General features: G+C 71.5%; 22 protein-coding genes. 5 read left to right on the plus strand and 17 right to left on the minus strand.

What is annotated here, in order from left to right:
* Window positions 1-186 precede the first annotated feature (186 nt).
* The 5 genes from ligA to ACF07N_RS06605 are packed head-to-tail and all read right to left on the minus strand — an operon-like array spanning window position 187 to window position 5,492.
* Window positions 187-2,382: an NAD-dependent DNA ligase LigA gene (gene ligA, locus ACF07N_RS06585; protein WP_383325509.1), complete on the minus strand. Its 2,196-nt coding sequence runs from the start codon at window positions 2,380-2,382 to the stop codon at window positions 187-189.
* Between the two features lie 15 nt (window positions 2,383-2,397).
* Complete coding sequence (locus tag ACF07N_RS06590) at window positions 2,398-3,405, minus strand: methionine synthase (protein WP_383325506.1); 1,008 nt, start codon at window positions 3,403-3,405, stop codon at window positions 2,398-2,400.
* A gap of 30 nt (window positions 3,406-3,435) precedes the next feature.
* Entirely contained in the window at window positions 3,436-4,125 is a 690-nt protein-coding gene (locus ACF07N_RS06595) for an SDR family oxidoreductase (RefSeq protein WP_392109211.1), read from the minus strand.
* A 27-nt stretch (window positions 4,126-4,152) separates the two neighbouring features.
* On the minus strand, window positions 4,153-4,692 hold the full coding sequence (locus ACF07N_RS06600) for a TIGR00730 family Rossman fold protein (RefSeq protein ID WP_392109214.1): 540 nt from the start codon (window positions 4,690-4,692) through the stop codon (window positions 4,153-4,155).
* Window positions 4,689-5,492: a class I SAM-dependent methyltransferase gene (locus ACF07N_RS06605; RefSeq protein ID WP_392109217.1), complete on the minus strand. Its 804-nt coding sequence runs from the start codon at window positions 5,490-5,492 to the stop codon at window positions 4,689-4,691. Before ACF07N_RS06605 ends, ACF07N_RS06600 begins: the two co-directional genes overlap by 4 nt.
* Before the next feature lie 81 nt (window positions 5,493-5,573).
* Here ACF07N_RS06605 and ACF07N_RS06610 point away from each other — a divergent pair, with 81 nt between their 5' ends.
* Complete coding sequence (locus tag ACF07N_RS06610) at window positions 5,574-5,897, plus strand: DUF427 domain-containing protein (protein WP_392109220.1); 324 nt, start codon at window positions 5,574-5,576, stop codon at window positions 5,895-5,897.
* 61 nt (window positions 5,898-5,958) lie between these two features.
* Window positions 5,959-6,741 (plus strand): alpha/beta fold hydrolase, encoded by a 783-nt coding sequence (locus ACF07N_RS06615; RefSeq protein ID WP_383325490.1) that lies wholly within the window; start codon window positions 5,959-5,961, stop codon window positions 6,739-6,741.
* A 45-nt stretch (window positions 6,742-6,786) separates the two neighbouring features.
* Here ACF07N_RS06615 and mnmA read toward each other — a convergent pair whose 3' ends face one another.
* On the minus strand, window positions 6,787-7,917 hold the full coding sequence (gene mnmA / locus ACF07N_RS06620) for a tRNA 2-thiouridine(34) synthase MnmA (protein WP_383337657.1): 1,131 nt from the start codon (window positions 7,915-7,917) through the stop codon (window positions 6,787-6,789).
* 60 nt (window positions 7,918-7,977) lie between these two features.
* On the opposite strand from mnmA, the gene ACF07N_RS06625 reads away from it, so the two are divergent.
* Complete coding sequence (locus ACF07N_RS06625) at window positions 7,978-8,643, plus strand: N-acetylmuramoyl-L-alanine amidase (protein WP_383325484.1); 666 nt, start codon at window positions 7,978-7,980, stop codon at window positions 8,641-8,643.
* Window positions 8,644-8,659: 16 nt separating this feature from the next.
* Here ACF07N_RS06625 and ACF07N_RS06630 read toward each other — a convergent pair whose 3' ends face one another.
* The 4 genes from ACF07N_RS06630 to ACF07N_RS06645 form a co-directional block, all read right to left on the minus strand.
* Window positions 8,660-9,034, minus strand: coding sequence for a DUF1304 domain-containing protein (locus tag ACF07N_RS06630; protein ID WP_392109225.1), 375 nt, complete (start codon window positions 9,032-9,034; stop codon window positions 8,660-8,662).
* 177 nt (window positions 9,035-9,211) lie between these two features.
* Window positions 9,212-10,381, minus strand: a complete 1,170-nt coding sequence (locus ACF07N_RS06635; RefSeq protein ID WP_392109228.1) for a cysteine desulfurase family protein — start codon at window positions 10,379-10,381, stop codon at window positions 9,212-9,214.
* Between the two features lie 140 nt (window positions 10,382-10,521).
* Window positions 10,522-10,788 (minus strand): DUF4190 domain-containing protein, encoded by a 267-nt coding sequence (locus ACF07N_RS06640; RefSeq protein WP_383325475.1) that lies wholly within the window; start codon window positions 10,786-10,788, stop codon window positions 10,522-10,524.
* A gap of 38 nt (window positions 10,789-10,826) precedes the next feature.
* Window positions 10,827-10,991: a hypothetical protein gene (locus tag ACF07N_RS06645; protein WP_383337651.1), complete on the minus strand. Its 165-nt coding sequence runs from the start codon at window positions 10,989-10,991 to the stop codon at window positions 10,827-10,829.
* Window positions 10,992-11,106: 115 nt separating this feature from the next.
* On the opposite strand from ACF07N_RS06645, the gene ACF07N_RS06650 reads away from it, so the two are divergent.
* Window positions 11,107-11,745 carry a TetR family transcriptional regulator gene (locus ACF07N_RS06650; protein WP_383337649.1) on the plus strand — a complete coding sequence of 213 codons (639 nt, stop codon included), beginning with the start codon at window positions 11,107-11,109 and terminating at the stop codon, window positions 11,743-11,745.
* A gap of 112 nt (window positions 11,746-11,857) precedes the next feature.
* Here ACF07N_RS06650 and ACF07N_RS06655 read toward each other — a convergent pair whose 3' ends face one another.
* Complete coding sequence (locus tag ACF07N_RS06655; RefSeq protein WP_392109233.1) at window positions 11,858-12,718, minus strand: thioesterase family protein; 861 nt, start codon at window positions 12,716-12,718, stop codon at window positions 11,858-11,860.
* 144 nt (window positions 12,719-12,862) lie between these two features.
* Here ACF07N_RS06655 and ACF07N_RS06660 point away from each other — a divergent pair, with 144 nt between their 5' ends.
* Window positions 12,863-14,098 carry an alpha/beta hydrolase gene (locus ACF07N_RS06660; RefSeq protein WP_392109236.1) on the plus strand — a complete coding sequence of 412 codons (1,236 nt, stop codon included), beginning with the start codon at window positions 12,863-12,865 and terminating at the stop codon, window positions 14,096-14,098.
* Here ACF07N_RS06660 and ACF07N_RS06665 read toward each other — a convergent pair.
* From ACF07N_RS06665 to ACF07N_RS06690, 6 genes are all read right to left on the minus strand, one after another.
* Window positions 13,989-14,663 (minus strand): trimeric intracellular cation channel family protein, encoded by a 675-nt coding sequence (locus tag ACF07N_RS06665; protein ID WP_383325460.1) that lies wholly within the window; start codon window positions 14,661-14,663, stop codon window positions 13,989-13,991. The two genes, ACF07N_RS06660 and ACF07N_RS06665, sit on opposite strands and share 110 nt — an antisense overlap.
* Before the next feature lie 120 nt (window positions 14,664-14,783).
* Window positions 14,784-16,079, minus strand: coding sequence for an ABC transporter ATP-binding protein (locus ACF07N_RS06670; protein ID WP_392109240.1), 1,296 nt, complete (start codon window positions 16,077-16,079; stop codon window positions 14,784-14,786).
* Complete coding sequence (locus tag ACF07N_RS06675) at window positions 16,076-17,158, minus strand: ABC transporter ATP-binding protein (protein ID WP_392109243.1); 1,083 nt, start codon at window positions 17,156-17,158, stop codon at window positions 16,076-16,078. Before ACF07N_RS06675 ends, ACF07N_RS06670 begins: the two co-directional genes overlap by 4 nt.
* On the minus strand, window positions 17,155-18,165 hold the full coding sequence (locus ACF07N_RS06680) for an ABC transporter permease (RefSeq protein ID WP_383325452.1): 1,011 nt from the start codon (window positions 18,163-18,165) through the stop codon (window positions 17,155-17,157). Before ACF07N_RS06680 ends, ACF07N_RS06675 begins: the two co-directional genes overlap by 4 nt.
* 90 nt (window positions 18,166-18,255) lie before the next feature.
* On the minus strand, window positions 18,256-20,022 hold the full coding sequence (locus ACF07N_RS06685) for an ABC transporter substrate-binding protein (protein ID WP_392109246.1): 1,767 nt from the start codon (window positions 20,020-20,022) through the stop codon (window positions 18,256-18,258).
* A gap of 8 nt (window positions 20,023-20,030) precedes the next feature.
* Window positions 20,031-21,029 (minus strand): ABC transporter permease, encoded by a 999-nt coding sequence (locus tag ACF07N_RS06690; RefSeq protein WP_383325446.1) that lies wholly within the window; start codon window positions 21,027-21,029, stop codon window positions 20,031-20,033.
* Between the last annotated feature and the right edge of the window lie 31 nt (window positions 21,030-21,060).

Here is a 21,060-nt window from a genome sequence, read left to right on the forward strand (position 1 = left end):
CCGGAAATCCCTTCCCCGCGCTCCGCCCGAGCACGAAGATGCCCCGACCGAGCTGGGCACGGCAGGCGCACATCTCAACAGTAGGCCGCAGAAGGCTTCCACGGGCAGCGGTCGCCGACGGTTGCCCGAATGCGCCCCGGCCACCCGTATGCATCTGGTATGCGCCGAACGGGTGGCCTTCAACCGCTACTCCTCGGACGAAAGGGCGACTTCGGCCGCCGCTTCCGGCCCCTGCTCCAGCAGGACGCCGAAACCGTCCTCGTTCAGAACCGGAACCTTCAGCTGCATCGCCTTGTCGTACTTCGACCCTGGGCTGTCACCGACGACGACGAACGACGTCTTCTTCGAAACGGAACCGGTCACCTTCGCACCGCGGCTCTGCAGGGCCTCCTTGGCGCCGTCCCGCGTGAAGTGCTCCAGGGTGCCGGTGACGACGACCGTGAGGCCTTCCAGCGGGCGCGGTCCCTCGTCCTCGCCGGTGCTCTCCGCCTCCATGCGGACGCCGGCGGCCTTCCACTTACGGATGATTTCGCGGTGCCAGTCCTCGGCGAACCACTGCTTGAGGGAGGCGGCGATGGTGGGCCCGACGCCCTCGGTGTTCGCCAGCTCCTCCTCCGTGGCCTGGTCGATGCGCTCGATCGAGCGGAACTCCCGGGCCAGGGCCTCGGCCGCGACCGGTCCGACGTGACGGATCGACAGGCTGGTGAGGATGCGGGCGAGCGGGCGCTCCTTGGCCGCCGCGATGTTCTCCAGCATGGCGAGCGCGTTCTTGCGGGGCTCGCCCTGCTGGTTCGCGAAGACCGTCGCGACCTTCTCCTCGCCGGTCTTCGGGTCCCGCTTGGGCAGGCCGCTGTCCTGGTCCAGGACGTAGGCCTTGATGGGCAGCAACTGCTCGACGGTGAGGTCGAACAGGTCGCCCTCGTCCGCCAGCGGCGGGGTCTCGGGCTCCAGCGGTGCCGTGAGGGCGGCCGCTGCGACGTAGCCGAAGTGCTCGATGTCCAGCGCCTTGCGGCCCGCGAGGTAGAACAGGCGCTCGCGCAACTGGGCCGGGCACGTGCGGGCGTTGGGGCAGCGCAGGTCGACGTCGCCCTCCTTCATCGGCCTGAGCGGCGTGCCGCACTCGGGGCACTCGCTCGGCATCACGAACTCGCGTTCGCTGCCGTCGCGCAGGTCGGCGACGGGGCCGAGGATCTCCGGGATGACGTCACCGGCCTTGCGCAGCACGACCGTGTCACCGATGAGGACACCCTTGGCCTTGACCACGTCCTGGTTGTGCAGCGTGGCGAACTCGACCTCGGAGCCGGCGACCGTGACCGGCTCGACCTGGGCGTACGGCGTGACCCGGCCCGTGCGGCCCACGCCCACGCGGATGTTGACGAGCTTGGTGTTGACCTCCTCCGGCGCGTACTTGTACGCGATGGCCCAGCGCGGGGCGCGCGAGGTGGAGCCGAGGCGGCCCTGGAGCGGGATCTCGTCGAGCTTGACGACGACGCCGTCGATCTCGTGCTCCACGGAGTGGCGGTTCTCGCCGAAGTGGGCGATGAACTCCCGGACCCCTTCCAGGCCGTCGACCACCCTGTTGTGCCGGGAGGTGGGCAGGCCCCAGGTCTTCAGCAGGTCGTAGGCCTGGGAGAGGCGGGTCAGGCCGGTGAAGCCCTCCAGGGCGCCGATGCCGTGGACGACCATGTGCAGGGGGCGGGTGGCGGTGACGCGGGGGTCCTTCTGGCGCAGCGAACCGGCTGCCGCGTTGCGCGGGTTGGCGAAGGGCTTGTCGCCGGCCTCGACCAGCCGGGCGTTGAGCTCCTGGAACTTCTCCATCGGGAAGTAGACCTCGCCGCGGATCTCCACGAGGTCGGGGACGTCGTCGCCCCCGAGGCGGTCGGGGATCTCCGCGATCGTGCGCACGTTCGGCGTGATGTCCTCGCCGGTGCGGCCGTCGCCGCGGGTCGCCGCGCGGGTGAGGCGGCCGCGCTCGTAGGTGAGGTTCACGGCGAGGCCGTCGACCTTGAGCTCGCACAGGAAGTGGTAGTCCTGCTCGCCCAGTTCGCGGGCGATGCGCTCGGTCCAGGCGGCCATCTCGTCGTCGTTGAACGTGTTGTCCAGCGAGAGCATGCGCTCGCGGTGCGCGACCGCCGTGAACTCCGTCTCGTAGGACCCGGAGACCTTCTGGGTCGGCGAGTCCGGCGTGCGCAGCTCCGGGTGCTCCTCCTCCAGCGCCTCCAGGGACCGCAGCAGCTGGTCGAACTCCGCGTCGCTGACGACGGGAGCGTCCTTCACGTAGTAGCGGAAGCGGTGCTCCTCGATCTGCTCCGCGAGGCGCGCGTGCTTCTCCCGTGCCTCGGCGGGCACCGTCGTCGTCTCCGCCTGCTTGTCGCCGGCCACCGTGTCGTCCTCCCGTTACTCTGGGTTGTCCGCGAGGGATCTCGCCGCCTTGACACAGTGGGCGAGAGCCTGGCGCGCGTACCCCGGGGAGACCCCCGCGAGCCCGCACGCCGGGGTGAGCGTGACCGCCTCCGCGAGAAGCCCCGGAGACAGCCCCAGCCTGCGCCACAGCGTCCTGACACCCATGACGCTACCGGCAGGGTCTGACAATGGGCCCTCCACGGACGGGACGACACCGGCGAACAGCCGGGTCCCGCCCTCCACCGCCTCACCGATCGCCTCGTCGTCACGCTCGGTGAGCAGGGAGAAGTCGAACGACACGGCCGCGGCGCCCGCCCGGCGGAGCAGGGCGAACGGCACGTCCGGGGCGCAGGAGTGGACGACGACCGGGCCGGCGGTGTGGATCCCGACCAGGTCGCGCAGCGTCTGCTCGGCGACCTGCCGGTCGACGGCCCGGTGGGTGCGGTAGCCGCTGGCCGTCTTCACCCGGCCGCGCAGCACGGCCGTGAGGGACGGCTCGTCGAGCTGGAGGACGAGCTGTGCGCCGGGAACGCGCCGCCGCACCTCGGCGAGGTGCCCGCGCAGCCCCTCGGCGAGGGAGGCGGCCAGGTCCCGGCAGGCGCCGGGGTCGGACAGGGCCGCCTCGCCGTTGCGCAGCTCCAGGTTGGCCGCGAGGGTCCAGGGCCCGACGGCCTGCACCTTCAGCGGCCCCTGGTACTCCTGCGTGAACTCCTCCAGCGCGTCGAGGTCCTCCCCGAGCCAGGAGCGGGCCCGCTTGGTGTCCCGCCCGGGCCGGTCGCCGAGCCGCCAGCCGCTGGGCTCCACGCGCGCGTACAGCTCGACGAGCATCCCGGCGGTCCGGCCGATCATGTCGGCGCCGGGGCCCCGGGCGGGCAGTTCGGGCAGGAAGGGGAAGTCCTCGAAGGACCCGGTGGCGGTCTTGGCGGCCTCCCGGGCGTCGCCCCCGGGCAGGGAGCCGACGCCGGTGGCCGGACCGAACCTGAACTGGCTGTTTTCGCTCACCCGAGAAGCCTACGGAACCGCCCGCGCGGGTCAGTTCCCCGGTCGGACCGTCAGGTCGTTGACCTCCGCGTCGCGCGGCAGGTCCAGGGCCATCAGGATCGTGGTCGCCACCGACTCGGGGTCGATCCACCGCGCGGCGTCGTACTCCTTGCCCTCCTGCTGGTGCACCTTGGCCTGCATGGGGCTGGCCGTGCGGCCCGGGTAGACCGAGGTGACCCGCACGCCGTTGCCGTGCTCCTCGTGGCGCAGGGAGTCGGCGAGGGCCTTCAGACCGTGCTTGGAGGCGGCGTAGGCGGACCAGTCGGCGTGGGCGTTGAGGCCGGCGCCGGAGTTGACGAAGAGGACGTGGCCGCGGGCGGCGCGCAGCTGGGGCAGGAAGTGGCGGGTCAGCTCGGCGGGGGCGACGAGGTTGACGTTGAGCTGGTGGCGCCAGGTCTTCGGGGTGAGCTCGCCGACCGGGCCGAGGTCGACGACGCCGGCGATGTGCAGCAGCGAGTCCACCCGGTCGGGCAGCGACTGGTGGGAGAAGGCCCAGGAGAGCTTGTCGGGGTCCGCCAGGTCCCCGACCAGGGTCCGGGCGCCCGGGAACCCGGCCGCCAGCTCCTTGGCGCGGCCCGCGTCGCGCGCGTGCAGGACGAGGTCGTCCCCGCGCGCGTGCAGCCGGCGGGCCACGGCCGCGCCGATGCCGGATCCGGCCCCGGTGATCACATGAGTAGCCATGCCCGCCATGCTCGCATCAGGGCCGGGTCACACGATGCCCCGGCTCTCCTCCAGGTAGGCCATCGCCCCCACCGGCTCCTCCGCGAAGAACACCAGGTCGGCCAGCGGGCGGGGCAGGAAGCCCTCGTCCTCCATGCGGCGGAACTGCTCCTTCAGGCCGTCGTAGAAGCCCGCGGTGTTGAGCAGGACCACCGGCTTGTCGGTGTGGCCGTGCTTCTTCAGTTCCAGGATCTCGGTCGCCTCGTCGAGCGTGCCCGTGCCGCCGACCATGATGACCACGGCGTCGGCCTTCTCCAGGAGGAGCTTCTTGCGCTCGGCGAGGTCCTCGGCGATGACCATCTCGTCGACGCCGGGGCGGACCTTGGACGCGAGGAACCGCACGGAGACGCCGGTCAGCCGGCCGCCCGCCTCCTGCACGCCGTCGGCGACGACCTTCATCAGGCCGACGTCGGAGCCGCCCCACACGAGCGTGTGACCGCCCTTGCCCAGCAGTTCGGCGAACTCGCGCGCGGGGCGGGTGTAGCGCTCGTCGAGGTCGGCGGCGGACAGGAAGACGCAGATGTTCATGAGCCCACCGTACGGGCCCGGTCCTCCGCCGCGGTCAGGCGGATCTTGGACTGGCGGTGCGGCAGCCGCTCCCAGTCGTCCATGAACCGGGCGTCCAGGCCGTGCCTGGCGGCCAGCTCGGTCAGGGTCCGCGTCCGGTAGTAGAAGTCCTCGTGCAGCACCTGGTGCTCCTCACCCTCCGTGCGGTCGAAGGTGAAGTCGAAGAACCCGCCGGGCGCGAGGATCCGTCCGACGTGCGCGAAGCACTCCTCGATGACCGGCAGCGGCGAGTGCGAGAAGACGCTGTGCGCGTGGACCACGTCGAAGTGCGCCTCGGGCAGGAAGGCGAAGGTCAGGTCGTCGGCGAGGGTCAGGTGGGGCAGCTTGGGCTGGAGCTTCTCCGCGACCAGGGTGTCCTGTGCGGCGAGCAGGATGTGCGGCGAGATGTCGATGCCGTAGTAGTGGCCGGTGTCGAGGTAGTCGATGAACAGCCGGCCGGCGCGCAGGTTGCCGCAGCCGATGTCCAGCATGCGGTGGTGCGGCCGCAGGCCGTGTCCCACCAGGTACTCGAACTGCATGCGGCCGATGCGCGTCCACGCCTCGCGTGAGGGACTGTGCCCCACCGCCGCCAGCGGGCTGCGGGCCGCGTCCGAGGCCATCACGGCCCGGTAGTAGGCGATGTGGTCGCGGTAGCGCAGCCGCAGCAGGGCGTCCCGCAGCATCCGCCGGGCGTGGGCGGGCACCCGCTCCGGGTGGCGCAGGGCGTAGCGGATCTGGTGGAGCGGGCTGGTGCGGTTCCTGGCCGGTCGCTCGGCGCGCATCGGGGCCTCCTGCGGCGAGGGAAGAACTCCGCTTCAGCCTGCGCTGTAGCACGGGAGTCGGCTACCCGAGGAGGGGCGATCGTGACGACAGGGCACCGCATCACCGTCGAACGGAGCGGGCGGCACGTGCGCGTGGTGCGCGCGGGGCAGGTCCTCGCGGAGAGCGACCGGGCGCTGCTGCTGCGGGAGACGGGCTGTCCCGAGCGGTACTACATCCCGGCCGAGGACGTGCGCCTGGACCTGTTGACCCCGTCCGGCACACGGACGTACTGCCCCTTCAAGGGCACGGCGTCCTACTGGTCGCTGCCGGGCGCCGAGGACCTCGTCTGGGCGTATCCGGACCCCAAGCCGGACGTCGCCGGGATCAAGGACCACCTGTGCTTCTACGACGTGGAAGTGACGTGATCGGCTGACGCACGGCCCGCCTCACCCAGGAACACCGCGCGGTGCGGCAGTCTCGACAGGCATGGACAAGAAGATCCTTTCGCGCGACGGCACCCGCATCGCCTACGAGAGCACCGGCCGGGGTCCGGCGGTCGTCCTGGTGAGCGGTGCGATGTCGACGGGCGGCACCCTGGCGCCGCTGGCGGTGTCGCTCTCGGAGCGCTTCCAGGCCGTGGTGTACGACCGCAGGGGCCGCGGCGCCAGCGGGGACACCGCGCCGTACGCGGTGGAGCGCGAGGTCGAGGACCTGGCGGCGGTGATCGAGGCGGTGGGCGGCGAGGCGTTCCTGTACGGCATCTCCTCGGGCGGTGCGCTCGCCCTGGAGGCGGCGGCGAGCGGGCTGCCGGTACGGCGCGTGGCGGTGTACGAGACGCCGTTCGCGATGTCCGAGGAGGGCGCCAGGGAGCGTGCGGAGTACACCCGGCGGCTGACGGAGGCGCTCGGCGAGGGACGGCGCGGCGACGCGGTCGAGCTGTTCCTGCGGCTGACCGGACTGGCCGAGCAGGTGATCCAGGGCGCCCGCCAGTCCCCCATGTGGGCGGGCATGGAGACCCTCGCCCCGAGCCTCGCCCACGACGACGCCGTCATGCGCGACGGCCGGGTCCCCCGCGAGCGGCTGGCCTCGGTCGGCGTGCCCACGCTCGCGGTGGCGGGCGACGCGAGTCCGGCCTGGCTGCGCGAGGCGGCCCGGGCGATCGCGGACTGTGTGCCCGACGGGTCGTACCGCACGCTCCAGGGGCAGACGCACATGGTGGAGCCGAACGTGCTGGCGCCGGTGCTGACGGAGTTCTTCAGCCGGGGCTGAGGGCCGCGCCCCGCGGCGGCGGGGCGACGGCCTGGCGGGCGGGCGTCAGGCGACGCCCGCCGTCGCCCGCCGGGTCGAGGCGATCGTCGCCGACCCCACCACGCGCGTGCCGTCGTACAGGACGATCGCCTGGCCGGGGGCGACGCCGCGGACCGGCTCGCTGAAGGTGACCTCCAGGGTGCCGTCGACGAGCTCGGCGGTCACCTCGGTCTCGCCGCCGTGGGCGCGCAGCTGGGCCGTGTAGGTGCCGCGGCCGGTGGGGGCGGCACCGCACCAGCGCGGCTTGATCGCGGTCAGGGCGCTGACGTCCAGCGCGGCGGCCGGGCCGACCGTCACCGTGTTGTCCACCGGGGAGATGTCGAGGACGTAGCGGGGCTTGCCGTCGGCGGCGGGCGTGCCGATGCGCAGTCCCTTGCGCTGGCCGATCGTGAAGCCGTAGGCGCCCTCGTGGGTGCCCAGCTTGTTGCCGGCCTCGTCGACGATGTCGCCCTCGGAGCGGCCGAGCCGGTTCGCCAGGAAGCCCTGGGTGTCGCCGTCGGCGATGAAGCAGATGTCGTGCGAGTCGGGCTTCTTGGCGACCGCCAGGCCCCGGCGCTCGGCCTCGGCGCGGATCTCGTCCTTGGTGGTGACCGTGTCGCCGAGCGGGAACAGCGCGTGGGCGAGCTGCCGGTCGTCGAGCACGCCGAGGACGTACGACTGGTCCTTGGCCAGGTCGGAGGCGCGGTGCAGCTCGCGGGTGCCGTCCTCGCGGACGATCACCTTCGCGTAGTGGCCCGTGCAGACCGCGTCGAAGCCGAGGGCGAGCGCCTTGTCGAGGAGGGCGGCGAACTTGATCTTCTCGTTGCAGCGCAGGCAGGGGTTGGGGGTGCGGCCGGCCTCGTATTCGGCGACGAAGTCCTCGACGACGTCCTCGCGGAAGCGGTCGGCGAGGTCCCACACGTAGAACGGGATGCCGATGACGTCGGCGGCGCGGCGGGCGTCGCGCGAGTCCTCGATGGTGCAGCAGCCCCGCGCGCCGGTGCGGAAGGATTGGGGGTTGGCGGAGAGCGCGAGGTGGACGCCGGTCACGTCGTGGCCCGCCTCGGCCGCGCGGGCGGCGGCGACGGCGGAGTCGACACCGCCGGACATGGCGGCGAGGACGCGGAGGGGGCGGGGGCGCTGCGGGGTGTCAGTCATAACCCCTCCAGGGTAAGGGGGCGCGGGAACCAGGACCCGCGGGTATCCGTTGACGATCACATGGGACAGCGGAACGCTCCGAAGGACGGCGACCGGAAGGTCGGGCGTCGCGCGTTGCTGATCGGCGGCGCGGCGGCCGCGGCGGGCACGGCCGTGCTGGCCCGGGACGAGCTGGCGCGGCTGTGGTGGCGCACCCCGGGCGTGGAGAAGCCGCGCAAGGAGGGGGAGGTCGACTTCGCGGGCGCGCGCTGGGTGGCGGCGTCGGACGCGAACTGGCGGCGCGCGGACCGGCCCGACGACTTCGGCATAGACATGGTGATCGTCCATGTCACGCAGGGCAGCTTCGACAGCGCGGTGAAGGCGTTCCAGGACCCCGGGCACAAGGCGGCCACGCACTACATCGTCCGGCAGGACGGGCACGTGACGCAGATGATCCGTGAGCTGGACGTGGCGTACCACGCGGGCAACCGCGACTACAACGAACGCAGTGTGGGCATCGAGCACGAGGGCTTCGTGGACCGCCCGCAGGACCTCACGGACGAGATGTACGAGGCCTCGGCGCGCCTGACCGCCCGGATATGCGCCCGGTACGGCATCCCCGTCGACCGCGAGCACATCATCGGCCATGTGGAGGTGCCGGGCACGGACCACACGGACCCGGGGCCGCACTGGGACTGGGACAGGTACATGCGGCTGGTGCGCCGGGCGCGCACGGCGCCCGTGTGAGCCCGGCCCGGCGGCGTCAGAAGAGGGCGGCGACGAGGGCGACGGCGGGTGCCGGCCCCTGGCCGAGGGCCCCGCGCCACAGCCGTGGGAAGGACACGGCGAAGACGGCGGCGGACACCACCAGGAAGGCGCAGAGGTACAGGATCAGGGCACGCCCGGCGGTCTCATGGCCGGTGTGCAGGGTCACGACCCCGGCGACGAGCCCGAGTCCGAGCAGGATGTTGCAGACGGCGACGCCCGACCGCCACAGCGTCACCTCGGGCGCGTCCGCGGTGGACGTGGTGAGGAACTGCCGGACAGGCGGGCGGTGGTAGAAGAAGCGCTCCAGGACGCCCACCACCAGGTGGATCAGGGCGGCGAGCAGGGCGAAGACCTGCGTGACGACGTTCACGTCCGGAGTGTCCGCCCGGCACGGGCCCCCGGCAAGGGCACGCGCCGAGGGCCGCACGCCCCTCACGCGCGCCGGGCGCCGGGTCGGCCTCCGCCCGGGCCCCCGTCAGCCCGGGCCACTCGGGCCGGGGCCGGCCTGCGTCCCGGCCTCCTCCGCCGAGGGCTCCTCCGTCCCGGCCTACGTCAGCCCCGCCGCCCGCGCCCGTTCCACCGCGGGCCCGATGGCCTTGGCCAGGGCCTCGATGTCGGCCTCGGTGGAGGTGTGGCCGAGGGAGAAGCGCAGGGTGCCGCGGGCCAGGTCGGGGTCGGTGCCGGTGGCGAGCAGGACATGGCTGGGCTGGGCGACGCCGGCGGTGCAGGCGGAGCCGGTGGAGCACTCGATGCCCTGGGCGTCGAGCAGCAGCAGCAGGGAGTCGCCCTCGCAGCCGGGGAAGGTGAAGTGCGCGTTGGCCGGCAGGCGCCCCTCGGGGTCGGGGTCGCCGCCGAGGATCGCGTCCGGCACGGCCGAGCGGATCGCGGCGACCAGGGCGTCGCGCAGGGCGCCGATCTCCCGGGCGAACCACGGGCGCTGCTCGGCGGCCAGCCGCCCGGCGACGGCGAAGGAGGCGATGGCGGGCACGTCCAGGGTGCCGGAGCGCACGTGCCGCTCCTGGCCGCCGCCGTGCAGGACCGGCACGGGGGTGTGCTCGCGGCCGAGGAGCAGCGCGCCGATGCCGTAGGGGCCGCCGATCTTGTGGCCGGAGACCGTCATCGCGGCGAGGCCGGAGGCGGCGAAGTCGACGGGGATCTGGCCGAAGGCCTGCACCGCGTCCGAGTGCAGGGGGACCGCGAACTCGGCGGCGACGTCGGCCAGTTCGCGGATCGGCAGGATCGTGCCGATCTCGTTGTTGGCCCACATGACGGTGGCCAGGGCGACGTCGCCGGGGTTGCGGGCGATGGCCTCGCGCAGGGTGTCCGGGTGGACGCGTCCGTGCGCGTCGACCGGCAGGTACTCGATGGTGGCGCCCTCGTGTTCGCCGAGCCAGTGCACGGCGTCGAGGACGGCGTGGTGCTCGACGGGGCTGGCGAGGACGCGGGTGCGGGCGGGGTCGGCGTCGCGGCGCGACCAGTACAGGCCCTTCACGGCGAGGTTGTCGGCCTCCGTGCCGCCCGAGGTGAAGACGACCTCGCTGGGGCGGGCGCCGAGGGCCTCGGCGAGGGTCTCGCGGGCCTCCTCGACGGTGCGGCGGGCCTGCCGGCCGGATGCGTGGAGGGAGGACGCGTTGCCGGTGGCACCCAGCTGGGCGGTGAACGCCTCAACCGCCTCCGGGAGCATCGGGGTGGTCGCGGCGTGGTCGAGGTAAGCCATGGTGAGCCCGATTCTACGGCTCCCGTTCCGCGGGCCTCAGATCAAGGCCGGCCGAAGGTGAACCGCTGTCCGGCGCGGCGGCGGCCCGTCGTCCCCGGGCCCGGCCGCGGCGCGTCCGCGCGGGAGCGGCCGACGGCGGCTCAGAAGCTCCAGGAGACCGTGCTGTCGGACGCCATGAACGCCGCCAGGACCAGCAGGTCGGCGACGCCCAGGCCGAGACCCAGCAGGGCGCGGCCGCGGCGCTCGGTGCCGCGCCACAGGGCGACGCTCGCCAGCACGATGGCGATCGGGCCGAGGAAGATGTTGAGCACGAGCAGGCCGAGCAGACCCAGGACGAAGGACGCGACGGCCATGCCGTCGGTGTCGCGGATCCCGGTGCGGCGCGAGGCCGGAGCGGTGAGCTGCATGGTGATCGACTCCCGTGGTCGGGTCGGGGGTGCGGTGGTCAGTGGGCCTGCGGGTGGCGCCGGCGGCCGCGCTCGCGCACCGCGAAGACGCCGAGCCAGACGGCGATGACGGCACCGGCGGCGAGGGAGAAGCCGAGCGGCGCGTGGGCGACGGTGCCGAGGACGACCCCCAGCAGCAGGAGCGCGGCGACGATGAACAGCACGGAGACAACCCCCAGAGATTCGGTGAACGGTTGTAGTTACAGTTGTTCACTGACTTCCCAGTCTAGCGCCTCTCATGACTTTCCAATTCCGGAGAACAGTTGTTAACTGCATGGCATGAGTCACACCCTCGGCATCCGGCAGGCGCAGAAACAGAAGACCCGGCAGGCCCTCCTCGACGCGGCCCTGGGGCTGCTGGAGGAGCAGAGCCTGAGCAGCCTCGGGCTGCGCGAGGTCACCCGCGCCGTCGGGGTCGCCCCGACCGCCTTCTACCGCCACTTCCGTTCCACGGCGGACCTGGGCGTGGCCCTGGTCGAGGAGGCGCTGGGCAGCCTGCACCCGATGATCCGGACGACGGTGTCCGGAACGGGTGACCAGGAGGAACGCATCACGCGCGCCATCGAGCTGATCGCCCGTCACGTCGACGGGTACCCCGCCCACGTCCGGTTCATCGCCCGGGAGCGGCACGGCGGAGTCCAGCCGGTCCGGAAGGCCATACGGGACCAACTGACGCGGTTCGCCGGGGAGGTCAAGGACGAGCTGGCCAAGGACCCGGTCTCCGCGGGCTGGAGCGAGGACGACCTGCTGATGCTCGCGCAGCTCTACGTCGACCAGATGCTGATCACGGCGTCGCTCTTCCTGGAGGCGCTGGAAGGGCCGGAGGAGGCGCGCGAGGAGCGGAAGCGGGAGGTCGCCCGGGTGGCGACCCGTCAGATGCGGCTCATCGGCCTCGGCCGCCATCACTGGCTGGATTGAGCCGCACCGCACGACACCCTGGGGGCACGCCCCGCACAACGAGCGGGGGCGGCACGCCCGTTCACGCGTGCCGCCCCCGCCGGTCGCCGGCCGCACGGACGCGGCCCGCGGTTCAGCTCAGCCTGACCCGCGCCAGCTGCCGGGACTGCGCCACCAGCCGGTCGGCGCTGTCCCACACCTCCGCGTCCTCCTCCAGGAAGCCGCCGGCGAGGTTGCGCGTGGTGATCGACACACGCAGCGGACCCGGCGCCGGGCGGCAGCGCACGTGCACGGTCAGTTCGACGGTCGGCACCCAGCCCTTGAGGCCGAGTTCGAAGGCGGTGGGCGGCAGGGCGTCCACCGCGAGCAGCAGGGAGAGCGGGTCGGGGTCGCGGCCGTCCTTGAGGCCGAACCAGGCCCGCATCTCACCCTTGCCGGAGGGCTGCCCGAGGGCCCAGCCCAGGGTCGACGGGTCGAGCTTGAGCATGAGCCGGTCGGTGATCGCCGAGCTGCCGTCGACGGGGGCGGGCCCGTCCTCCGGGCCGAAGCAGTGCTCGATCGGCGGGATCGCGGGCGGCCGGGCCGTCGTCCGGACGTCGTCGGGCAGGGCGTCCAGGTCGCCGTAGGAGGCGAGCACGCGGATGCGTTCGACCTCGCGGCCCTCGTCGTCGTACTGGAAGAGCGAGGCCTGGCCCGTGGACAGGGTGCGGCCGGTGCGGACGACGTCCGTGCGGACGACCGCGGGGCCGGGCTGGGACGCGGTCAGGTAGTGCGCCGAGATCGTGAACGGGTCGGCGTGCGGCAGGGCGTCCGCGAGCGCCCGGCCGAGCACGGCCAGCAGGTAGCCGCCGTTGACGGCGCTGATGATCGTCCAGCCGGCGGAGAGGTCGATGTCGTAGACGCCGGGCGCGCGGCGGGTGAGCGCGGTGTCGCGGTCGAACTCGCTGTCGCCGATCGCGGCCCGGACGGCCGGGGCGGAAGCTGCTTCTGGCATGGCTGAACAGTACAAGAAGTGACTACTAAGCGGTAGCTTTGTACCTGGGCCGCGCATCGGCGCGGGCGTGAGACATGGGCAACTTCTTGGCGAGTGCCCGACTCGTCCGTAAACCTCGCGGCCGGTTCCGCCCTCTGTAGGGGCATGAGCCTCACCGGGACCCCGTTCCTCTGCACGCTGGCCGTGCTGTCCGTCGTGGCCCTCGTGCTGCCGCTGGCCCTCTGGTCGCGTGTGCCCGGCCCCCGGCTGCCGCGGGCCGCCGCGCGGCTGCTGATGCTGCTGTTCGCGCAGGTCACGGCCGTATCCCTGGTCTTCACGCTGGTGAACAACTCCAACGGCCTGTACGACGACTGGGCCGACCTGCTCGGCACCGGCGACCACGTGCGGCAGGCGGCCGACCTGGGCGCCGACGGCACCGGCGGCATCGCGCTGCACGCACTGCCCAAGGTGCGGCAGAGCTTCGAGCCCGCCCGGGGGCCCGGGATGCGCGCGGCCGGCGGGGTGCGCGTCACCCGGCTCGAGGGACGGGTGTCCGGCGTGACCGCCGAGGTCTACGTCTGGCTGCCGCCCCAGTACGACGACCCCGCCTACCGGCACCACAGGTTCCCGGTGGTGGAGCTGCTGCCCGGCTACCCCGGCTCGGCGAAGGCCTGGTTCGGTCCGCTGCACGCGCACGAGCAACTGGAGCCGCTGATGCGCGACGGCCGCGTCGCCCCGTTCATCCTCGTCGCGCCCCGCACCAACCTGCTGCCCGGGACGGACACCGGCTGCGCCAACGTCCCGGGCACGGTCAACGCCGACAGCTGGCTCAGCGTCGACGTGCCGAGAATGGTCACGGACAACTTCCGCGCCCAGCCCGCGCCCGGGGGCTGGGCCGTCGCCGGCTACTCGGCCGGGGCGCACTGCGCGGCCAAGCTCGCCGTCGCCCACCCCGACCGCTACCGGGCCGCCGTGAGCCTGTCGGGTTACAACGACCCGATCGGCGAACGCGGCTCGCTCGCCGCGCGGACCCCCGCGCTGCGCGACGCGAACAACCCCTGGCTGCTGCTGAACAGGGCCCCCGTCCCGCCGCGGATCGCGCTCTACGTCTCCGGCCAGCCGGGCGACGGCTACGAGGCGGGCCGGGCGCTGGAGCGGATCGCGCAGGCCCCGACGACCGTGCACGTGGTGTACGTCCCGGACAGCGCCGGCGGGCACACCATGGCGCTGTGGCGACCGCAGGTCGTGCCCGCCTTCGCGTGGCTGACGCGGGAGACCGGCGCCCGGCCCGTCACGGCAGCACGGGCTGCTCCTCCTCGCTCACCGTCGAGCGCCGGTGCCACGCCCGCGGAGCTCGCCAGTGGAACCGCATGGCGAGCAGACGCAGCACGAAGGCCGTGACCACCGCGAGGGCGCTGGTGAACGGGTTCAGGGCGTCGTAGCGGATGCACAGGGCGACCAGGGCGGAGCCGACGATCGCCGGGACCGCGTACAGGTCGCGGTCCCAGCGCAGCAGGGAGGGCACCTCGTTGGCGAGGACGTCCCGCAGCACACCGCCGCCCACCGCCGTGGTCAGCCCGAGCCCGGCCGAGGCGGTCAGGCCGAGCCCGTACTCGTACGCCTTGATCGTGCCCGCGACGCAGAACAGGCCGAGGCCCGCCGCGTCGAAGACGTTCACGGCGACCTGGATGCGCTCCACCTGCGGGTGCAGGAAGAAGACGAGGAGCGTGGCGAGCAGGGGGGTCAGGAAGTACCCCAGGTCCGTGAAGGCGGCGGGCGGTACGGCCCCGATGACCAGGTCGCGGAAGAGCCCGCCGCCCAGCGCGGTCACCTCGGCGAGTACGGCCATGCCGAACACGTCGAAGTTCTTGCGCACGGCCAGCAGGGCGCCGGAGATCGCGAAGACGAAGATGCCGATCAGGTCGAGCGTGTGCTGGACGGACGGACTGAACAGTTGCTGGAGCACGCCGACATTGTCGCCGGTGGACGCGCCGGGGGCGCCGGGGGCGTCCGGGCGCCGCCCCCGCTCATGCCCGAGGCCCCCGGTCCAGGCGGTGAACCGGGGGCCTCGGTGACGCGGACGGGGTCAGGCCTTGGCGTTCCCGGTCTCGGGGGACTCCTCGGGCCGGCAGCCGCCCTCGGCCGTGGGCTCGGCCTCCGCCGTGGGCTCGGCCTCGGCGGAAGGCGCGCCCTCGGAGCCGGCCGTACCGGAGGACGTCTCGGCGGCCACGGCGGCCGACGTCTGCGCGGACTTCTCCACGGCCGCGGCCGGCACCTGGCCGGCGGCCTGCCGCGCCTCGGTGAGCAGCACGGTGTCCTGCGGCTGCTGGTCCTCGAAGTTCTCCGGGTGGTGGCAGGCGACGCGCTGCCCGGGCCGCAGCTCCACCAGCGGCGGCTCGGTCGTCCTGCAGATCTCCGTCGCCTTCCAGCACCGGGTGTGGAAGCGGCAGCCGCTCGGCGGGGCGATCGGCGAGGGCACGTCCCCCTTGAGCAGGATGCGCTCGCTCTTGACGCCCCGGCGCTTCGGGTCCGGGATCGGCACGGCCGACAGCAGCGCCTTGGAGTACGGGTGCATCGGCGACTTGTAGAGCTTGTCGCGGTCCGCCAGCTCGACGATCTTGCCCAGGTACATCACCGCGATCCGGTCCGACACGTGGCGGACCACCGACAGGTCGTGCGCGATGATCACGTACGTCAGGCCGAGCTCCTGCTGGAGGTCGTCCAGCAGGTTCACCACCTGCGCCTGGATCGACACGTCCAGCGCGGAGACCGGCTCGTCGGCGACCACGAGCTTGGGGTTGAGCGCGAGGGCGCGGGCGATGCCGATGCGCTGCCGCTGGCCGCCGGAGAACTCGTGCGGATAGCGGTTGTAGTGCTCGGGGTTGAGGCCGACCACCGACAGCAGCCGCTGGACCTCCTTCTTCACCCCGCCCTCCGGCTCGACGCCCTGGAGCTTGAAGGGGGCGCCGACGATCGTGCCGATCGTGTGCCGGGGGTTCAGCGAGGAGTACGGGTCCTGGAAGATCATCTGCACGTCACGGCGCATGGGACGCAGGTCGCCGGTGTTGAGGTGCGTGATGTCCTTGCCCTCGAACTCGACCGTGCCGCCGGTCGGTTCGAGCAGGCGGGTGATCAGCCGGCCCATGGTGGACTTGCCGCAGCCGGACTCTCCGACGACGCCGAGCGTCTCGCCCCTGCGGACCTCGAAGTCGATGCCGTCGACGGCCCGGACCGCTCCGGTCTGCCGCTGGAGCAGGCCCTTGCGGATCGGGAAGTGCTTCTGCAGGCCGCTCACCTTGAGCAGGATCTCGCCGTCGGCGGTGTCCTTGGTGAGGGTGGGTGCGCTGGTGTCCGGTTCGCTCACCGTTTTGTCGTCGCTCACAGCTTCGGCGCAATCTCTTCGGTCCAGATACGCTCCCGCTGCTCCTGGCTCAAGTGGCAGGCGGCCCAGTGCGAGCCGCCGACCTCGGTCAGCTCGGGGCGGACCGTGCGGGTGACGTTGTCCTTCGGGATGTCCGCGTACGGGCAGCGCGGGTGGAAGGCGCAGCCGGACGGGAGGTTGATCAGGGAGGGCGGCGCGCCCTTGATCGGGATGAGCCGGTCGGTCTCCTCCCGGTCCAGCCGCGGCATCGAGCCGAGCAGGCCCCAGGTGTAGGGGTGGCGGGGCGAGGAGAAGACGTCCTCGGCGGGACCGCGCTCCACGCACCGGCCGCCGTACATGACCAGCAGGTCGTCGGCCATCTCGGCGACCACGCCCAGGTCGTGGGTGATCATGATGACCGCGGAGCCGAACTCCTTCTGCAGGTCGTGGATCAGGTCCAGGATCTGCGCCTGCACGGTGACGTCCAGGGCGGTGGTCGGCTCGTCCGCGATGAGCAGCTCGGGGTTGTTCACCAGCGCCATTGCGATCATGGCGCGCTGGCGCATGCCGCCGGAGAACTCGTGCGGGTAGCCGTCCACGCGCTTGGCGGGCTCGGGGATGCCGACCCGGTCGAGCATCTCGATCGCGCGCTGCTTGGCGGCCTTCTTGCTCACGTCGTGGTGGACGCGGTACGCCTCCACGATCTGGTGCCCGACCGTGTAGTACGGGTGCATCGCGGACAGCGGGTCCTGGAAGATCATGGCCATCTTCCGGCCGCGCAGCCGCCGCACCTCGTCGGGGTCGGCCGCGATCAGCTCCTGGCCGTCCAGCCAGACCTCGCCGGAGACGTGGGCGCGCGCCGAGCGGTGCAGGCCCATCACGCCGAGCGAGGTGACGGACTTGCCGGAGCCGGACTCGCCCACGATGCCCAGGGTCTTGCCCTTGCGCACGTCGAAGCTGACACCGTCGACCGACTTGACCAGGCCGTCGTCGGTGTCGAAGTGGATGCGCAGGTCACGGACGGACAGGAACACGTCGTCCGGGACGGACGGGGCGGTGGTGTCCGGTTCGCCGAGCGCGGCTTTGTCGAGCTTGCTCACGAGTACCTCACCCGGGGGTCGATGGCGGCGTACACCAGGTCGACGATCAAGTTGCAGAAGACGATGAAGAACGCGGCGACCAGGGTCACGCCCATCACGATGGGCAGGTCGTTGTCCTTGATGGCCTGGACCGAGTAGGCACCGATGCCCTGGAGGGAGAACACGGTCTCGGTGAGCACCGCGGTGCCGACGAGCGTGCCGAAGTCCATGCCGAAGATGGTGACGATCGGGGTGAGCGCGGAGCGCAGGCCGTGCTTGGTGACGACCGTGGTCTCCTTCAGGCCCTTGGCCCTGGCCGTGCGGATGTAGTCCTCGCTCATCGTCTCCAGCATGCCCGCCCGGGTGAGCCGGGCGTACAGCGCGGAGAAGAGGAAGGCGAGGCTGATCCAGGGCAGCATCAGGTGCCAGGCCCAGTCGGCGGGGTTCTCGGTGAACGGGACGTACTCGATGCTGTCCCAGATGGGGATCTCGTAGACGAAGAGCGCGTTGAGCACCTGGCCGGTGAAGAAGATCGGCAGCGAGACGCCGGCGAGCGCGATGAACATGGAGACGCGGTCGATGGGCCTGCCCTTGCGCAGGGCGGAGATGACACCGATGGTCACACCGGAGACGACCCAGATCACCGCGGCACCGACGGCCAGCGAGAAGGAGACCGGGATCCGCTGCTCCAGCTGCGGCCAGACTTCGATGTGGCTCTTGAAGGAGTACCCGAAGCAGGGTGCGCTGCAGTGCGTCGCCTCGGGACCGAACCGGTAGTCGGCACCCGCCACGAGGCCCTTGAGGAAGTTCCAGAACTGCTCGTAGACGGGCTGATCCAGTCCCAGGTTCTTCTTGATCGCGGCGACGGACTCGGGGTTCGCGTCCTTGCCGACGTACTGGGTGGCCAACTGATCGGCCGTCTGGCCCCCGAGGCGGGGCACCAGGAAGAAGATGGCGAAGGTGACTGCGCTGACCACCAGCAGCAACAGCACCGCGCCCATGACGCGTCGGAGGATGTACGCAGCCACAGCTGTACGGCCCCGGGTGGCCGCGGCGGGATCGTCCGCCGCGGCCACCCGGTGCCTTCACCTGCCTTTCGAAAGGTTCCGGCCTGCTGGTTACTTCGAGGAGCTCATCAGCAGGTAGTCGTACATGCCGAGGTAGGCCTGCGTGACCGTGACGTTGGTCGCGGACTGCGGCCGGAGCAGCAGGTTCTTGCGGTAGATCACCGGGACGACCGAGGCGTTGTCGAGCACCATCTTGTCGATGTCGCCCCAGGCCTTGGTGCGGGCCGCGTCGTCGGTGTTGGCGATCGCGTCCGTCAGGGCCTTGTTGATCTTCGGGTCGTCCAGCTCCATCAGGTTGTTGCCGCCCGAGGGCTTGATGGCCGCACCGTTGACGATCTGGTCGAGGAAGCCGTAGCCGGTCGGCCAGTCGGCGCCCCACGCCATCGAGAGCATGCCGAGCTTGTTCTCGTGGACGTAGCTCGGGACACCGGCGAAGTTGGAGAAGTACTTACCGGCCGGGAACTGCTTGATCTCGACGTTGATGCCGATCTTCTTCAGCGACGCCTGGACGGCCGTGGCCTGCGCGACCTCGGCGGGACGGTCCGAGCGGGCCGTGAGGATCGTGTTGAAGCCGTTCGGCTTGCCGCACGCCTTCAGCTCCGCCTTGGCCTTGGCCACGTCGCCCTTGTGACCCTCGGTCGGGTAGGCGTCGAACTTGGTGTAGCCGTTGACCGACGGGGGCAGCAGCGTGGTCGCCACGTCGCCCTTCGGCGCGCCGCCCATGGCGTCGAGCACCGACTGCTTGTCGAGGCCCCACTGCACGGCCTTGCGGCAGTGGATGTTGTCGAACGGCGCGACCTTGAGGTTCAGCGCGATGTACTGCGTGGCGCCGGCGTAGGAGCTGTCCGTCTGGTCGGCGTTCTTGCCGCGCAGCACCTTCGGCTGGGTCTGCGGGGCCACACCGGTGCCCGCCGCGTCAGCCGTGATCTTGTCGGAGAGCAGGTCGTTGTCGACCGTCACCTGGTTGACCTTGAACTTGATCGAGATCTTGTCCGGCAGGGCCTTGCGGATCGGGTCCGTCTTGGGGTCCCAGTTCTTGTTGCGCACGAGGGTGGCGCCGCGGCCCTCCTCGTAGGACTGGAACTGGTACGGGCCGGTGGACTGGATGGCCTGCACGTACTTCGCGCCGGTGTCCTTCGCCTTCGGCACGGGCGCCGTCTGCGAGAACGTCGCCAGGTAGTCGAAGTCAGCGAAGGGCTGCTTCAGCTTGAAGACGATCGTGCGGTCGTCCGGCGTCTCGATGGACTTGATGCCGTCGGCCGACTTGTCCTTGTACGGGCCCTGGTACTTGTCGCCGCCCTCGAGGTAGGCCTTGAAGTACGTCGGGCCGTTGGACAGTGCCTCGGGCGCGAAGTTGGAGCGCTCGATGGCGTACTTGACGTCCTTGGACGTCACCGGGGTGCCGTCCTGGAACTTCACACCCGCACGCAGCTTGTACGTCCAGGTCTTGGCGTCCGGGCTGGACTTGCCGAGGGACTCGGCGAGGTCCGGCACGACCTCCAGGCCTTCCTTGCCCGCCGCCGGCTTGAACGTGGTGAGCGTCCGGCCGTAGAGGCGGGAGAAGTTCTGCACCCAGCCGTAGTACGTGTTGCCCGGGTCGAGGGAGTCCGGCACGTCCGAGTGCTCGTACGTGACCGTCCCTCCCTTCTTGTCGGACGCGTTGACGATCGAGTTCAGCGCGGCGTCCTTCTTGCCGCTGCCTCCCCCGTCGTTGTCGTCACCGCCGCCGCCGCACGCGGCAGCACCCAGCGACAGTGCCAGGACCGACGCAACGCCGGCGGTCACCCTTCTCGTCTTCACCTGAGGAAGCCCCCTCATTCGATGGATCACTTGCTGCGAGGGTCGAGGGCGTCACGCAGCCCGTCACCCAGCAGGTTGAAGGCCAGGACGGTGATGAAGATCGCCAGTCCGGGCACGAACATGTACTGCGGATCAGCCGTGTAGAGATCCACAGCGTTGCTGAGCATGCCGCCCCAGGAGGCCTGCGGCGGAGCGATACCGACGCCGAGGAAGCTCAGCGCGGCCTCGAACAGGATGTTCGTCGGGATGATCAGCGTCGAGTAGACGAGGATCGGCGCGACGAGGTTCGGGAGGAGCTCCCGGAACAGGACGTACGGGCCGCGGGCTCCGAGGCTCGTGGCGGCCTCGATGAACTCCCGCTTGCGCAGGGTCATGGTCTGCGCCCGGACGATCCGGCCGATGTACGGCCAGCTGAAGAAGCCGATCACGAAGATCAGCACGCAGATGCGCAGCGACAGGCCGTCGAGTCCGAAGAACCCGTCCTGCACGGAGGCGGAGATCGAGATGGCGAACAGCAGCAGCGGGAAGGCGAGGAAGGTGTCCATCAGCCGGCTGATGACACTGTCCACCCAGCCGCCGTAGTACCCGGCGATCACGCCGAGGACGGTTCCGATGACCACCGACAGCAGCGTGGCGCCGCCGGCGACCAGCAGGGAGACCCAGGAGCCGTCGATGATGCGGGCGAGCATGTCGCGGCCGTACTGCGGGTCCACGCCCAGCGGGTGGTCCCAACTCATGCCGCCCCAGCCGCCCTTGGGAGCGAGCAGCGCGGGGTCGATGAGGTCCTGGTTGAACTTGTTGGGATCGAGGCCGAAGATCCACTGGATCGGCTTGGAGAACACCGCCATCAGCACGAGCAGCACGACGATGACGCCACCCGCCATCGCCACCTTGTCCCGCTTGAAGCGCATCCAGGCGATCTGGGTGAGCGAACGCCCTTCGATCTGGCTCTTCTTGACCCCGGAGAGCACGGCCTCGGGCTGTGCTCCGGCTTCCGCCCCGGTGGTCTCGATCGGTGCGGTCACGGTGCGATTGACCCCTCTCGGGCCGGCGATC

Source organism: Streptomyces sp. NPDC015242, assembly GCF_043079125.1.
Taxonomy (GTDB): domain Bacteria; phylum Actinomycetota; class Actinomycetes; order Streptomycetales; family Streptomycetaceae; genus Streptomyces.

Bases quoted from the DNA above. Each gene is read 5' to 3' on its own strand.
- ACF07N_RS06595 (WP_392109211.1), bottom strand. From the start codon at position 4,125: ATGGCTACTCATGTGATCACCGGGGCCGGATCCGGCATCGGCGCGGCC.
- ACF07N_RS06600 (WP_392109214.1), bottom strand. From the start codon at position 4,692: ATGAACATCTGCGTCTTCCTGTCCGCCGCCGACCTCGACGAGCGCTAC.
- ACF07N_RS06605 (WP_392109217.1), bottom strand. From the start codon at position 5,492: ATGCGCGCCGAGCGACCGGCCAGGAACCGCACCAGCCCGCTCCACCAG.
- ACF07N_RS06615 (WP_383325490.1), top strand. From the start codon at position 5,959: ATGGACAAGAAGATCCTTTCGCGCGACGGCACCCGCATCGCCTACGAG.
- mnmA (WP_383337657.1), bottom strand. From the start codon at position 7,917: ATGACTGACACCCCGCAGCGCCCCCGCCCCCTCCGCGTCCTCGCCGCC.
- ACF07N_RS06625 (WP_383325484.1), top strand. From the start codon at position 7,978: ATGGGACAGCGGAACGCTCCGAAGGACGGCGACCGGAAGGTCGGGCGT.
- ACF07N_RS06635 (WP_392109228.1), bottom strand. From the start codon at position 10,381: ATGGCTTACCTCGACCACGCCGCGACCACCCCGATGCTCCCGGAGGCG.
- ACF07N_RS06640 (WP_383325475.1), bottom strand. From the start codon at position 10,788: ATGCAGCTCACCGCTCCGGCCTCGCGCCGCACCGGGATCCGCGACACC.
- ACF07N_RS06650 (WP_383337649.1), top strand. From the start codon at position 11,107: ATGAGTCACACCCTCGGCATCCGGCAGGCGCAGAAACAGAAGACCCGG.
- ACF07N_RS06655 (WP_392109233.1), bottom strand. From the start codon at position 12,718: ATGCCAGAAGCAGCTTCCGCCCCGGCCGTCCGGGCCGCGATCGGCGAC.
- ACF07N_RS06660 (WP_392109236.1), top strand. From the start codon at position 12,863: ATGAGCCTCACCGGGACCCCGTTCCTCTGCACGCTGGCCGTGCTGTCC.
- ACF07N_RS06685 (WP_392109246.1), bottom strand. From the start codon at position 20,022: ATGAGGGGGCTTCCTCAGGTGAAGACGAGAAGGGTGACCGCCGGCGTT.